We start from the raw sequence: 13,418 nt of genomic DNA on the forward strand, positions 1-13,418 counted from the left end.
TTTGCCTTGGTTCCTAACATAAAAATTTAAAGCGTGCGATTCTATCGTAACACGGCGTAAAACTCGAATTTGTGCGCCCATTTAATCGCCGATCGACACATTATTACGGCCGTTTTTTTTACTCAAATAAAGTTGACTATCCATTTTGTGATACAAGCTCTCAGGATCTTCTTCTTTATGGATAACCGCACCGATACTCAACGTACAGATGATTGACGCATCACCATAATCAAAAGCCGTACTTGCCACAACACTCCGTAACTTTTCTAGGTAAGCTTCTAGCACCGCTCTATCAATGACTTTAGAAATAATACAAAACTCGTCACCACCAGCGCGGTAAAACTTATCTCCCGGTTTTAAATTAGCACTGACCAGCTTAGTGACATGTTGCAACGCTTCATCTCCACCTAAATGGCCGTGTTTGTCATTAATCACTTTGAAGTGGTCGATATCAAAACCAACCAAGGCGAAGTTAACACCTTTGTTTATCTGATTAAGCAAGTGATCGTTGAATGCTCGGCGATTCAGTAGTTGAGTTAGAGGGTCTCGCTCTGCCATTCTTTTTAATTCAACGGTTTTGAGCTCCAACATGACCGCTAAGCGCTCTTTTTCTCGAGACTGTAAATTCACAATCCAACTGATCAAAAAGGCGATTACCAATCCGGCTAGCGTCGTGCCCGCTAAAATAGAACGCTCCCAAGCTGAGACTGCGTCAGAAAGTTTAAAGTCAATACGCCATTCACGGTTAGGCAGTTGAATGGTTCGGCTTATAACCGTTCCTCGAATGTTATCCCAGCTAGCACTTTGAAAGAGAACAGGGTCATCTGCTGCGTCGAATCCCAAATCTTCTACGCGCACCGACATATCGAGCTCCGTCGCGGTTTTCGTAATCAAATCCTCAAAGTAAACCGTACTTCGGATAACGCCGGTCACTACTCCTAATAAATATTTGTTCTCGAAGTCGAACACTGGATGGAACACCAACAACCCAGTCTTAGGTATGGACTTGTCATAACCATCTTGCAGTAAGCGAACTTTATCCGAGACATTCGCTCGCCCATTTTCGGAAATATCATCCAAGATTAAATCGAAGCGTTTGCGCGAAAAATAGAAACCCAATAGAGAAAGGTTTTCCGGTGTTCTTGGGTAGATATCCGACGCGATAAAAATTGGCTCATTGTGTTCAAAAATGTACCCGTAGGTTTTGGGACCATCTTTAGGAACGGTAAACGGTTGGAAGTTTGGAAATTTTTGACGGGTCTTTAAAATATGTTCATCAAGATCTTCGAATTCGACCTTTTGCATCCATTGAAGTCCAATGAGACTTCGTGAGCTATTAATCACTTGTTCCGCATACATGGGAAACGATGGCCAATAGCTTCGCTCAATCGAATGGAAAAAGTTTGCGCCCGCACCAATGAACTTTAGATCATTCTCGACGTTTGCTTTAAGTGATTCTGCTTGTCGGTCGGCTAAAGTATCAAACGTCGTCTGTGTATACCGTTGCTGCATTGTATAAGCAGCACCTACTACACCAGCAGTGACACATAAAGTCGCCAAAAAAGCTAAAATAGAGTCTGAATGTCGTTTTATAAAGCTCTTATGAGCGGTGCTTTGTGTCATATCGTAATTTTTGATACTTCCGTAAGTTAAACTTCGGGATCTATTGAAATACTGCGTTAGCAATGCACAAACATCAAGCAACAACCTATATTGGGGAGTCTGATCGTCGATTTTTCACGCTGTTCGTACGGTATAGTCACGAATTATTACAGCCTTAAGCCTTGAATATGCTACCATCCGTCATCATTTTAATGTCTAAACTTGGTGCAAGATCGCAAAGACGATCGTTTTAGTGAACAAATATGAGCCAATACTGAGCACCAATAAATCAATAGAAAGAGAAAAAACGTCATGAACATTGATTTGAACCTAATTCCTCAAACGTTCGATATGCTTCACGCTGGCCTAACCGCATCGAGCGTTTTGCTTCTTCTAGTTGCAGTGTCGCGCAAATCAAAAGTGGTCGAGAAAGTGGTAGAAAAACCAGTCGAGAAAATCGTCGAGGTTGAGAAACCAGTTGAGAAGATCGTTGAAGTAGAAAAAGTAGTGGAAGTAGAGAAAGTTGTAGAGCGTGTTGTAGAAGTTGAATCAAAACTTGCAACAGCATCAACGGACTCTGCAATGCAGTTGCTTTCTATCATGCAACAAGAAGCTCGTCTGATTGACTTCCTAAAAGAAGACCTAACGTCATTCTCTGATGAAGAAGTAGGTGCAGCCGCTCGCGTAATACACACTGGCGGTCAGAAAGTACTGAACGACTACGTGACGCTAGCGCACGTTCGTAACGAAGACGAAGAAACTCGCATTACGGTTGAAGAAGGCTTCAACCCACAAGAAATCCGCCTAACTGGCAACGTAACAGGCAGCGCGCCATTCAACGGCACGCTAGTTCACAAAGGTTGGAAAGCAACATCAATGACGTTGCCTAAACTGGCTGAGAACTACGATGCATCTGTGCTCGCTCCAGCTGAGGTTGAGCTGTAATGGAACACATGAACCAAGAAAACCATTCTCAAGAAGCGTCTGTTGAAACTCAACAGACGCCAAAATTCAGTGTTGGTATCGACTTAGGTACAACACACTGTGTCATGTCTTTTGTTGATACTCACGACGAAGACGCTCGCGTTGAAGTGATGCCTATCCCGCAGTTGACTGCGCCGGGTACGGTAGAGACTCGCAGCCAATTAGGCTCTTTCCTTTACCAGCCGCACGAACACGAAATGAACCCGCAATCACGCGTTCTTCCGTGGTCGAGCGAGCCAAAAGCTCTAGTTGGTGCAATTGCACGTAACCTAGGTTCAAAAACACCAATTCGTCTTGTTGCAAGTGCGAAATCTTGGCTTTGCCACGCAGGTGTGAACCGTCGTGATGCTTTCCTGCCAGCAGGTAGCCCAGAAGAAGTGGAAAAAGTATCCCCTCTTCGTGCGACAGAGCTTTACCTAGAGCACCTAAAAGACGCTTGGAATCACGCGAACCCAAATCACAACCTTGCCGATCAAGACGTGACTATTACGGTCCCTGCTTCTTTTGATCCTGCTGCTCGCGATCTAACAGCAGAAGCAGCACGCAACGTTGGTTTTGTACACCTAACGCTTCTAGAAGAGCCACAAGCTGCGCTTTACAACTGGATCGATAACAGTAACGACAAATGGCGCGACGAAGTTGAAGTTGGCGACATCGTACTTGTGGTCGATATCGGCGGTGGTACAACCGACCTTTCTTTGGTTGAAGTAACTGAAGACGACGGCAACCTAACTCTGAACCGCATCGCGGTAGGTGAACACATCCTACTTGGCGGTGACAACATGGACCTTGCACTTGCGTACCGCTTGAAGATGAAGCTAGCGCAAGAAGGCAAAGAGCTACAGCCATGGCAAGTTCAGGCAATGACACACGCATGTCGCGACGCGAAAGAAGCGCTATTGAACGACAGTGAACTTCAGTCAGTGCCAATCGTAGTACCAAGCCGTGGTTCTAAACTGCTTGGCGCAACGCTAAAAACAGAACTGACTCAAGAAGAAGTGCAACAAACACTGGTTGACGGCTTCTTCCCTCAAGTTGCGATTACTGACCACCCTGTTCAACGTAACCGTGGTGCACTAACGCAAATGGGTCTGCCTTACGCACAAGATGCAGGCATCACTCGTCACATTGCAGCGTTCTTGTCTAAGCAAGCTAATGCCCTTTCTGCTTCAGGAAATGGCGCAGAAGCAGCAGCTCAAGATTTCAACCCATTCGCTAACATGCCTGGTATGCCAGGTGCGGATGCAGCCCAATCAGCTGACTTCATCAAGCCAACCGCAATCCTATTCAACGGTGGTGTTCTGAAATCGAAACTTCTAGCAACTCGTCTAGAAGACACGATCAACGAATGGCTAATTGAAGCAGATGCGGAAATGGCAAAACGCCTAACAGGTGTAGACCTAGACCTTGCGGTTGCTAGCGGTGCGGCTTACTACGGCTCTGTACGTCGTGGTCAAGGCGTTCGTATCCGTGGTGGTATTGCTTCGGCTTACTACGTAGGTATCGAAAGTGCGATGCCAGCGATTCCGGGCATGGCGCCTCCAATGGAAGCACTGTGTGTTGCACCATTTGGTATGGAAGAAGGCTCAAGCGTTGACGTGCCAAGCCAAGAGTTTGGTTTGATCATCGGTCAGCCGGTTAACTTCCAATTCTTTGGCTCAACGGTTCGTCGTGATGACCTAGCGGGTACTCACCTAGACTACTGGGCACCAGAAGAGCTTGAAGAGCTACCAGAAATCCAAGTAACGCTGCCAGTATCTGAAGGTCGTCGTGAAGGTGAAGTGGTTCCAGTAACCCTAGCTTCTCGCGTGACAGAGCTTGGTACGCTTTACTTAGAAGCCATTGCCGCTGATAACGGTCAAAAATGGCATGTTGAGTTCGATGTGCGCGAAGACGCGAAAAGCAACTCAAACGAAGAAGAATAAATAGAAATCAAACGGCATCCAATCGGGTGCCGTTTTTAAATACACGAAGGTTTGTATGGCATCTCCTCGTTTTCTTGTTGGTATTGACCTTGGCACCACAAACACTGTGGTGGCGTATTGTGAAATCACCGACAACCTTGAACAATCCGAAGTATCCCTATTCGACATCGACCAATTGATTGGTCCGGGTGAAGTGGTTCGTAAACCATTGCTGCCCTCTTTCCGCTATCACCCTGCAGTTGGTCAAATCTCCCCTTCTGACCTAACACTTCCTTGGGAAAACGAACCTGTATCTGGCGACATTAGTAATGTGATCGTGGGTGAATGGGCTCGTGAATTAGGCGCTAAGGTGGAAGGACGTCAGGTATCCAGTGCTAAAAGCTGGCTATCACACCAAGCAGTGGATCGTAGCTCAGACATTCTTCCTTGGGCTGGCGCGCAAGACGTAGATAAAGTTTCTCCCGTCATTGCCAGCGCAAGCTACCTCAACCACATTCGCCAAGCGTGGAACTACCGTCATCCTAGCAACAAGCTAGAAGACCAAGATGTGGTTGTGACCGTTCCAGCGTCGTTCGATGAAACCGCTCGTAAGCTTACGCTTGAAGCCGCTGGGTTGGCAGGTTTGAAAAAAATCGTCCTGCTCGAAGAGCCACAAGCCGTATGTTACGACTGGTACGCGCGTCACCAGCAAACCGCAGCTGATGAGCTCAAAGAGTTGCCACTGATCCTAGTGTGCGATGTGGGTGGTGGTACTACCGACTTGAGCTTGATTGAAGCCAGTTTCTCTTCTCAAGATGAACTAGCCCTTGATCGTATTGGTGTTGGCGAACACTTGATGCTGGGTGGTGATAACCTCGACTTAGCATTAGCACACCTTGCGGAGAGCCGCCTTTCTCAAAATAAAGGGGAACAAAGTAAGAAGCTCACTGCAGCAAGCCTGACTAAGCTGATTCAGCAAACTCGTAAGGCGAAAGAAAACCTACTTTCAGCAAGTGCACCTGAAGAAGTGAAGATCACCATGCTGGGCAGCGGCTCGAAACTTCTTGGCGGAACAAAGAGTATTGGGCTGAGCAAACAAGAAGTGCACCAAATCGCTTTAGATGGCTTCTTCCCGCTTTCTGATTTCAGTGAAGTGCCGGACAAACGCCGCAGCGCGGTTGTCGAGTTTGGTCTTCCATACGTTGCTGACCCAGCGGTGAGCAAACACGTAGCCGAGTTCTTAACTCAGCACCAACAAGTTGCTCGTGCCGCTCTTCGCATTGAAGACGACAAACAAAATGCAATTCCAGTCGGTTTGCTACTTAACGGTGGTGTGTTCAACAGTGAACTTGTGATTGAGCGAGTCACTACCCTACTGTCCGATTGGCGCGGCGCTCCGGTTACGGTATTAGATAACCCACATCCAGATTGGTCTGTTGCACTAGGTGCTGTTGCGTTTGGTAAAGCACGTCGTGGTGCACAGCTAAAAATTGGTGGTGGTGCAGCGCGTTCTTACTTCTTGCATCTTCAAGAAAAGAACAAGATGGGCAAAGCGCTCTGTTTGCTTGCAAAAGGGACAGAAGAAGGTCACGAGATCCGCTTAAGTGGTCGTCGTTTCTCGCTTACCTTGGGTGAACCCGTTCGCTTTAACCTGCTGACTTCCACCCACGACACCTTAACCAATAACACCGCCATTCAAAACGGTGTGATGGTGGACGTTGACCCCGACTTATTTGCTCCTCTGCCGCCTTATATCACCACCCTTGAAGGTGAAGGCGCTGAACTACAAGCCAACCAGAAAGAGCGCGTAGAAGTACAACTGGCGTGTCAGTTGACCGAAGTCGGCACGCTTAAGATGGAATGTGTCAGCGCAGAAGACGATAACAAACGTTGGGAGCTGGAATTCGAAGTTCGTAACAAGCAAACCGATGACAGCGAGCAAGTTAAACTTCACCCTAAGTTGAACGAATGTAAGGAGCTGATCGCTCGCCTTTACAGCGGTAACAAGAAAAGCGCAGAAGGCAAAGAGATCAAAACCTTAGCCAAAGACCTTGAGAAGAAGCTCGGCAAACGTGACGAATGGGACTTCACCACACTCCGTCAACTTTTCGATACTTTTGCACAAGGTCGTAAGCGTCGCCGTCGTTCTGAACAGCACGAGAAAAACTGGCTTCGTTTGGCGGGCTTTGCACTGCGTCCGGGCTTTGGCGATCCAACAGACTCTTGGCGTATTGAGCAAGTTTGGGGACTGTATCAACAAAATATTCAGTTCAAAAACCATCAAGGTTGGACAGACTGGTGGGTATTCTGGCGACGTATCGCGGGCGGTCTAAGCCAAGAACAACAAGAAACCATTTTGGCAGACATCGCAAAATATCTGCATCCCGGCGCGATGAAAAACCCACAATCCGCCAAAGCGGCACAAGACATGGGTTACGAATCCATGGTGCGTCTTTCAGCCTCTCTAGAGCATCTAGAAGTGGAAGATAAAGTTCTATTGGCAACGTGGTTCTTGAGTAAAGCGATCAACCAAAACCAGTTTGAACAAGCACACTGGTGGGCAATGGGTCGCTTGGCATCACGTACGCCTTTATATGGCAGTCAGCATAACGTCGTTCCTCGTGAACAAGCGGAACAGTGGTTGCTTAAACTGTTAGAACAGAACTGGCAGAAAGAGCCAATGATCGCGTTTGCAGCCGTAATGATTTGTCGTAAAACAGGCGACCGACTATTTGATATCTCAGACGACTACCGTGAGCAGGTACTGGCTAAGTTGAAGCAAAGTAAAGTGCCTGAATCTTGGGTATCATTGGTTGAAGAAGTCAAAGAGCTATCTGAGAGTGAATCGAAACGTATCTTCGGTGATGCACTGCCAAGCGGTCTGACGCTGGTAAACAACTAAGCTCCCATGCTTATAAACGCAACAAAGCCCTTCGAGTGAAGGGCTTTGTTTTATCTGATTCTGCTTGCTGACGATAGTCGACTCGTCAGTTCATTTCCGTATTGATTACCACATCACGCGTTTCATTATCCATATCACTGATGCCGACAACTGAGATTTCACGGTCAGATAAATTCTCAATCATGCTGTCTTCTAACCCACCATCCGTCATCCACGCATAGAATTTTTCTGCAATACGATCCGAACCTTCTCCGACAAACGTTAATGTGACCTTCTTCATTTGTGACACTCCATCAATTTGCGATTCAGCCACTTAAGCGTAGTATGTTTCGCAAATATCGACATAAACTAGGACTAACTTCTTTTATGAGTATCGAAAAATTTGACGCGATTTATCAGCGCGCTGCCGAGCGTAAAGGTGGTGAAGATCAACTTGAAGCGCTTTTATCTCATCCGCTAAGCAAAGAAGAGCTGGCAGCGATTCCCGACGACCGTTGGCTGGCTGCTTTTTCAATGAAGGTATTCCAAAGTGGGATTTCGTGGAGCGTGGTTCGCAACAAGTGGCCGAACTTCGAAGAAGTGTTCTTCGGATTTAAGATTGAGCCGCTGTTGATGCTGTCAGACGAGCAATGGGAAACCAAAGCAACCGACAAACGCATCATTCGCCATCTCACTAAAGTCATGTCGATTCCTGCTAATGCTCGTATGATCCACGAAGCAAAAATCGAATACGGATCGTTTGGTAAAATGGTTGCCGATTGGCCGCAAGAGAAAATCACCGACCTATGGGCGTATTTGAAGAAACGCGGCAATCGCCTAGGCGGAAATACTGGCCCTTACACACTGCGTCAAATGGGCGTTGATACCTTCATCTTGTCTAGCGACGTTGAAGCTTACCTGCGTAATTGCAAGATCATTGAAGGTGGCAAAGATACGAAAAAATCGCTCGATGCAACCAACAAAGCGTTTGTTCAATGGCAGCAAGAAAGTGGCAGAAGCCTGTCTGAAATCAGCCAAATCATTGCGTTCAGCACCGGCGATAATCGCATTTAACAGAGACTGAACCCAAAACAAAACGGCGCACCAAATATTGGATTTAGTGCGCCGTTTTTATGTTCATTGGTTCAAGTACAGACTTACTTTGAAGCCAGTGATTCCCACTCAGTCAGTAGCTGCATAATACGGTGAGAGTCTTCCCATGTTGCACAAGGGTTCTCTAACGATGTACGCCCTGCTTCAACCGCTTGGCGAATATTGCGCACTTGATAGAAGAAAGCGTCTCCAGCTGCCGATACAGACACCTCGCGCTTCGACGTCTCGTAAATTTCCACACTAAACTGGTTGTCTTGCGTTGGTAGCCATGGATTCGAGTCTAACGTAATACTGCCTTTACTACCCAGAATAGTGAATTGGTGTTTCAATCCATGATCTTCGGCGGTGTGTACGCTCGCGGTTTGTTGCTCACCGAATTGCATCATCAAACTCGATTCACAGATATTCCCATCGTTACCTCGTCGACCAATCGCCGTCATAGAGCGGTTTCCAAAGGCTTGTTCACCCAACATGGTTTTCACCACCAAATGCACCAATGACATTGGGTAGCAACCTAAGTTATACAAAGCACCTTTACTGTCTGGATTAACAAACTGCGCAATCGACGCAATATAAGACGTGTGGATGGAGCGAAGTTCACCAATCTCTCCCGATTTAAGCACAGAAACCAACTCGCTGATCAATGGGTGATGTAAGTACATCAAACCCTCAGCAAAGAATACCTTGTGCGTTTCGACTGCTTTTAGTGCCAACTCGGTTTTTTCCATATCTACCGACAGTGACTTTTCACACAGGATCGCTTTTCCCTGCTCTGCCGCTTTAACGATAAAGTCATGATGAAGGTGATTTGGCAATGCTATGTAAATAATGTCGACTTGCTCATCGGCAATCAATGCATCGTAATCGTTGAACGTATTCTCGATGCCATATTGCTCAGCGAATGTCTTTAAGTTCTGCTCCGAACGCCCAGCAACCGCGTACAGTTCACTCTTGTCATCGCCTTGGATTGCCTCAGCCATGACACCTGAGATAAAGCTTGTGCCTAGAATACCCCATTTCATGTTCGCCTCTCCTATTGAGCTTGGGTTTCGAATGCTTGAACTAACTCTGCCATTTCAGCCGCAATAAACGCTTGTGTATGCGGCATAGCAAAATGCGCTTCAATCGCGGCGCGGTTTTCATATCGCTCCCAAAGAATCACACGTTGTGGATCTTTAGAATCGTAGGTCGCATTCGCTTGCAAGCACCCCGCTTCGCTTTGCATATCAAGGCAAAATTGTTCAATGGCTTCAACCACTTGTTGTCTTGGCTTATCGGCATTCATTTTCAGTTCGGCGGTAACAAAAATCGTCTCGCTCATGATGGATCTCTTTCTCCATTCTTAATCATACGCCCACTGTAATTAACCTCATTTGATTGATAAACTCTGCTGTAGTTATTTCTTTATCAACTCTGGGTGTGCAATGGATAAATTAACAAGCATGAAAGTTTTCGCTTACGTGGTCGAACACGGCAGCTTTCGTAATGCTGCACACCACTTTGATATTTCACCGACTATGGTTGGCAAGCACGTGAGCTTTCTTGAGCAAAGCTTAGGTACACAGCTGATTCATCGCACCACGCGTAAACAGTCCCTGACCGAAGCCGGCAGACTCTACTACCAAGAGTGCCACCGCATTATTGAAGACATCACCAACGCAGAGAACCTGATCCAGACGCTGATCAACCGTCCAACCGGAACAGTAAAAGTTAACTGCCCTGTCACGTATGGCAAAAAGGTCATTGCTCCTATCGTGGCTGACTTCTTAGCTGAATTTCCCGATTTGAACGTTGAGCTGATGTTGGACAACAATTTGATTGACCCATATCGAAGCGAAGCAGACGTGATTATTCGAATCGGTGAGTTGGTCGATTCGTCGTTAGTCGCGAGAAAATTGGGTGAATACCACATGACTTACTGCGCCTCACCCTCTTACCTTGAACAACATGCCCCTATCCAATCGCTTGATGACCTTGAACATCATCATTGTTTGGGGTTTCAGTATCACCAAGGAGAAAGCCAACAAGTGGTGAACATGCCATCTAATACCTTTGGAAACAGCAACACCCGATTAACGTCTAATAATGGCGATGTACTTAAGTTTGCCGCGTTAAAAGGCTCTGGTGTTCTTCTGCAACCAAAGATCTTAGTTGAACAGGAAATCCAATCTAGCGCCTTGGTAGAAATTCTCCATTCACACATTCCCAAGCCAAAACCGATCCACCTGCTTTACCGTTCAAAACAGCTTTCCCTTAAAAATCGCACCTTAGTCGATTTTGTTCTTTCGCATGTGAATCCGTAACGCCCCACATAAAGCGGCGACAATTTAACCATTTAATTAACTTTTATTGTCGATATGACAAATATTATTGCTTGTTAATTGTCTTTATTTTTCATGTTGTTAGTCAGAAACACCCATAACTAGGCATAATTTATTGATTCACACCAATTGCATTGCTCTGACAAAGTGACTAGGATTGCCGCCTTTCCTGAGTGAACTATCAAAAAAATATCGAGAAATTTAATCTAATTTCTCTTCCTGTTCGTGTGCAATCACAACATTTACACTCATTTCAAATTGCATAAGCACATTCCTTTGCTTATGAAAACGACATTGATTTCTCAACGCTGTTAGTCACGTATGTGGCTTTTTGGCTTGAGAGAGATTTTTATTCAAGGTAGGTCACAAGGACGCTACCCCTTGGCTGCATTTACTGGAGGATAAGATGCCTAAAGGTCTAATGCTGACTGACTTAGCCATCGCTGGCTTACTATTAATTTTGGCAAAAGTCATTCGCGTTCACGCGCCATTATTACAGCGTATGTACATTCCATCGGCGGTTCTCGCAGGATTATTCGGTCTAATTTTTGGACCAGCCCTGTTAGACGTACTGCCTTGGACCGATACGTTTACCGCTAACGCAAGCCTATTAACTGCTGCACTTTTTTCTGCGTTAGGTCTGGCAACGGATGTTCCATCACCTAAAACCGTCGCACAGCGTGCTGGCTCATTGTGGGCGTTTAACCAAATCGCTTCTGTTTCTCAGTGGTTGTTTGCAGCAATGTTTGGTCTAGTTCTCACAACCTTCTTCTGGCCAGAGATTAATCCTGGCTTTGGTGTGACAATGTCTGCGGGCTTTATGGGCGGACATGGCTCTGCATCTGTTGTTGGTGAAATCTTCACGGGGCTTGGCTGGGAAGATGGCTTCACACTTGGCTTAACGTTCGCAACCGTGGGTATTTTCATCTCGATTTCTGTCGGCATGCTCATGCTGCAATTCGCATTGAAGATGGGTTGGATTCGTAGCTTTACGACCTTCGACAGCATGGACGAACACGAACGCAAAGGCCTTGTTAAGCCTGATGATCAAGAACCGGTAATGAAAGACACCATGTCTTCCCTGTCGGTTGATTCTTTCGCGATTCACGCTGCGTTAGTGGTTGTCGTAACCGCTTTCTCTTATGTCGCCGCCAACTACTTGTCTTCTTTCCACGATAAGGTGCAGATCCCGACGTTTGTAACTGGCTTCCTTGGCGGCATGCTTGTGCGAATCATCGCGAAACAAACCAAAGCTTCACGCTATCTTTGTGACGGTGCATTCAAACACGCTGCGGGCATCAGTACCGATTATTTGATTATCTTTGGTATCTCAGCCATCAAGATTACCGTCTTAGCCCAGTATTTAATGCCGATGGTAGTGCTTGCAATCGGCGGTATCGCCTTCACACTATGGCTAATCTTCTGGGTTGCCCCACGTATCATGGGCGAAGATTGGTTCGAGAAAGGCATTTTCTCTTGGGGTTGGTTAACCGGTACGGTTGCCATGGGTATTGCGTTACTTCGTATTGTTGATCCCAAAATGCGTAGCAAAGTACTTGATGATTACGCCATCGCTTATGTCCCTGGCTCAATCACTGACATCTTCATCATCTCTTTGATGCCAATCGCGATGTATAACGGCATGCACTGGCAAGCGCTTGGTGTAGGATTAGGTTACATCGCAATTGTCTTATTTATTTGGCGATTCATTTTTAAACGTAACAGCAGTGCTCTGACACACGAATCTTAGTCGCTTTACTCGGGAGGATTTTATCCTCTCGAGTTCATTCCTTGGTTTTTATCAAAATCACTCCTCATCTCGAAAATAAGCAACTTGTTTTATATTTGAGATTTGCAATCCCGATCTCTTACTATCATTCTTTTTTAATACTTGACCTGAAAGTTTCTATATCAGAATAGCCGCCTATTCGTTTCTAAAACATGGAGAAAGGCTGTGCGTCGCTCTCAAGGATTTACTCTTATTGAACTCATTGTGTGCATCATCATTCTTGGTATTGTAAGCGTCGTTGCATTTCCTAAATTTCTTGGCTTACAAAAAGATGCCAGAGTGGCGGTTCTATATGGAGCCAGAGAAGCACTCATGACCGCCAACAACTTTGTCTACACCAAAGCAGTGATTCAATCTCAAGAGACAGTAGATGGCGGCATACAATATAACATTGATCTAGATAATGACGGCCATAACGACCTAATTGGTTACTTTGGATTTATCAAAAATGTTATTCCAGCAAAAGAGCTAGCAGGCTTTGATCCGCAACTCACTATCAACACTTGGTATGGGGTAGATAGCCCAGACGAGCCCTACTTCCTTATTGGTTTTGCAAACAAGCCTGTTGGTCCAGAACATATGTGTTATGTCGAAGTTTACTACCCAGAAACTCCTGGTGGCCAAGTGAAATACAAAATACAAACTGACGATTGCTAATTCCCATAGAGAGTGGCAGTAACACTTTTACTTTTGGTGTCTTCATCGTTATTGCAAGGTAATGGCTCCAAAACCATCATTAACAACTATTTCACATAATGTCGTCGCACAATGAGCTCATAGAGATAAAACCAGTAATTTGCGCCGACACATGGCTATAATTGAAA

General features: G+C 45.9%; 11 protein-coding genes. 7 read left to right on the top strand and 4 right to left on the bottom strand.

All coding sequences use genetic code 11. From position 1 onward, the window contains the following. Positions 1-81: 81 nt before the first annotated feature. Positions 82-1,623 carry a sensor domain-containing diguanylate cyclase gene (locus R7P64_RS05680; protein ID WP_005377686.1) on the bottom strand — a complete coding sequence of 514 codons (1,542 nt, stop codon included), beginning with the start codon at positions 1,621-1,623 and terminating at the stop codon, positions 82-84. A 291-nt stretch (positions 1,624-1,914) separates the two neighbouring features. Here R7P64_RS05680 and R7P64_RS05685 point away from each other — a divergent pair, with 291 nt between their 5' ends. From R7P64_RS05685 to R7P64_RS05695, 3 genes are read left to right on the top strand one after another with little or no spacing between them, the layout of a single operon-like run. Then, positions 1,915-2,547 carry a DUF2760 domain-containing protein gene (locus R7P64_RS05685; RefSeq protein ID WP_213969915.1) on the top strand — a complete coding sequence of 211 codons (633 nt, stop codon included), beginning with the start codon at positions 1,915-1,917 and terminating at the stop codon, positions 2,545-2,547. After that, positions 2,547-4,511, top strand: a complete 1,965-nt coding sequence (locus R7P64_RS05690; protein WP_020195930.1) for an Hsp70 family protein — start codon at positions 2,547-2,549, stop codon at positions 4,509-4,511. Before R7P64_RS05685 ends, R7P64_RS05690 begins: the two co-directional genes overlap by 1 nt. Before the next feature lie 55 nt (positions 4,512-4,566). Next, positions 4,567-7,392, top strand: a complete 2,826-nt coding sequence (locus tag R7P64_RS05695) for an Hsp70 family protein (RefSeq protein ID WP_318118517.1) — start codon at positions 4,567-4,569, stop codon at positions 7,390-7,392. A gap of 85 nt (positions 7,393-7,477) precedes the next feature. Here R7P64_RS05695 and R7P64_RS05700 read toward each other — a convergent pair whose 3' ends face one another. After that, entirely contained in the window at positions 7,478-7,672 is a 195-nt protein-coding gene (locus R7P64_RS05700; RefSeq protein WP_005377692.1) for a hypothetical protein, read from the bottom strand. A gap of 86 nt (positions 7,673-7,758) precedes the next feature. Between R7P64_RS05700 and R7P64_RS05705 the strand changes: the two genes are divergently transcribed. Continuing rightward, the gene (locus R7P64_RS05705) at positions 7,759-8,445 is read left to right on the top strand and encodes a DNA-3-methyladenine glycosylase I (protein ID WP_005377694.1); all 687 of its coding nucleotides are present in this window, start codon (positions 7,759-7,761) and stop codon (positions 8,443-8,445) included. 83 nt (positions 8,446-8,528) lie between these two features. On the opposite strand, the gene R7P64_RS05710 is transcribed toward R7P64_RS05705, so the two are convergent. Both R7P64_RS05710 and R7P64_RS05715 read right to left on the bottom strand, forming a co-directional pair. Next, positions 8,529-9,506 (bottom strand): Gfo/Idh/MocA family protein, encoded by a 978-nt coding sequence (locus R7P64_RS05710; RefSeq protein WP_017820639.1) that lies wholly within the window; start codon positions 9,504-9,506, stop codon positions 8,529-8,531. An 11-nt stretch (positions 9,507-9,517) separates the two neighbouring features. Beyond that, entirely contained in the window at positions 9,518-9,805 is a 288-nt protein-coding gene (locus R7P64_RS05715) for a putative quinol monooxygenase (protein ID WP_005389066.1), read from the bottom strand. A gap of 103 nt (positions 9,806-9,908) precedes the next feature. Between R7P64_RS05715 and R7P64_RS05720 the strand changes: the two genes are divergently transcribed. The 3 genes from R7P64_RS05720 to R7P64_RS05730 all read left to right on the top strand — a co-directional run bounded on the left by R7P64_RS05720 (position 9,909) and on the right by R7P64_RS05730 (position 13,251). After that, positions 9,909-10,787 (top strand): LysR family transcriptional regulator, encoded by an 879-nt coding sequence (locus R7P64_RS05720; protein ID WP_213973204.1) that lies wholly within the window; start codon positions 9,909-9,911, stop codon positions 10,785-10,787. Between the two features lie 424 nt (positions 10,788-11,211). After that, on the top strand, positions 11,212-12,555 hold the full coding sequence (locus tag R7P64_RS05725; protein ID WP_158156349.1) for a sodium/glutamate symporter: 1,344 nt from the start codon (positions 11,212-11,214) through the stop codon (positions 12,553-12,555). A gap of 204 nt (positions 12,556-12,759) precedes the next feature. Beyond that, positions 12,760-13,251 carry a type II secretion system protein gene (locus tag R7P64_RS05730; protein WP_005377704.1) on the top strand — a complete coding sequence of 164 codons (492 nt, stop codon included), beginning with the start codon at positions 12,760-12,762 and terminating at the stop codon, positions 13,249-13,251. The last annotated feature ends 167 nt before the right edge of the window (positions 13,252-13,418 follow it).

Source organism: Vibrio sp. 2304 (assembly GCF_033339475.1).
GTDB lineage: Bacteria > Pseudomonadota > Gammaproteobacteria > Enterobacterales > Vibrionaceae > Vibrio > Vibrio alginolyticus.

Excerpts from the sequence above, each read along its gene's own strand:
- R7P64_RS05695 (WP_318118517.1), top strand. The coding sequence starts at position 4,567 with ATGGCATCTCCTCGTTTTCTTGTTGGTATTGACCTTGGCACCACAAAC.
- R7P64_RS05715 (WP_005389066.1), bottom strand. The coding sequence starts at position 9,805 with ATGAGCGAGACGATTTTTGTTACCGCCGAACTGAAAATGAATGCCGAT.
- R7P64_RS05725 (WP_158156349.1), top strand. The coding sequence starts at position 11,212 with ATGCCTAAAGGTCTAATGCTGACTGACTTAGCCATCGCTGGCTTACTA.
- R7P64_RS05690 (WP_020195930.1), top strand. The coding sequence starts at position 2,547 with ATGGAACACATGAACCAAGAAAACCATTCTCAAGAAGCGTCTGTTGAA.
- R7P64_RS05720 (WP_213973204.1), top strand. The coding sequence starts at position 9,909 with ATGGATAAATTAACAAGCATGAAAGTTTTCGCTTACGTGGTCGAACAC.
- R7P64_RS05680 (WP_005377686.1), bottom strand. The coding sequence starts at position 1,623 with ATGACACAAAGCACCGCTCATAAGAGCTTTATAAAACGACATTCAGAC.
- R7P64_RS05705 (WP_005377694.1), top strand. The coding sequence starts at position 7,759 with ATGAGTATCGAAAAATTTGACGCGATTTATCAGCGCGCTGCCGAGCGT.
- R7P64_RS05685 (WP_213969915.1), top strand. The coding sequence starts at position 1,915 with ATGAACATTGATTTGAACCTAATTCCTCAAACGTTCGATATGCTTCAC.
- R7P64_RS05700 (WP_005377692.1), bottom strand. The coding sequence starts at position 7,672 with ATGAAGAAGGTCACATTAACGTTTGTCGGAGAAGGTTCGGATCGTATT.
- R7P64_RS05710 (WP_017820639.1), bottom strand. The coding sequence starts at position 9,506 with ATGAAATGGGGTATTCTAGGCACAAGCTTTATCTCAGGTGTCATGGCT.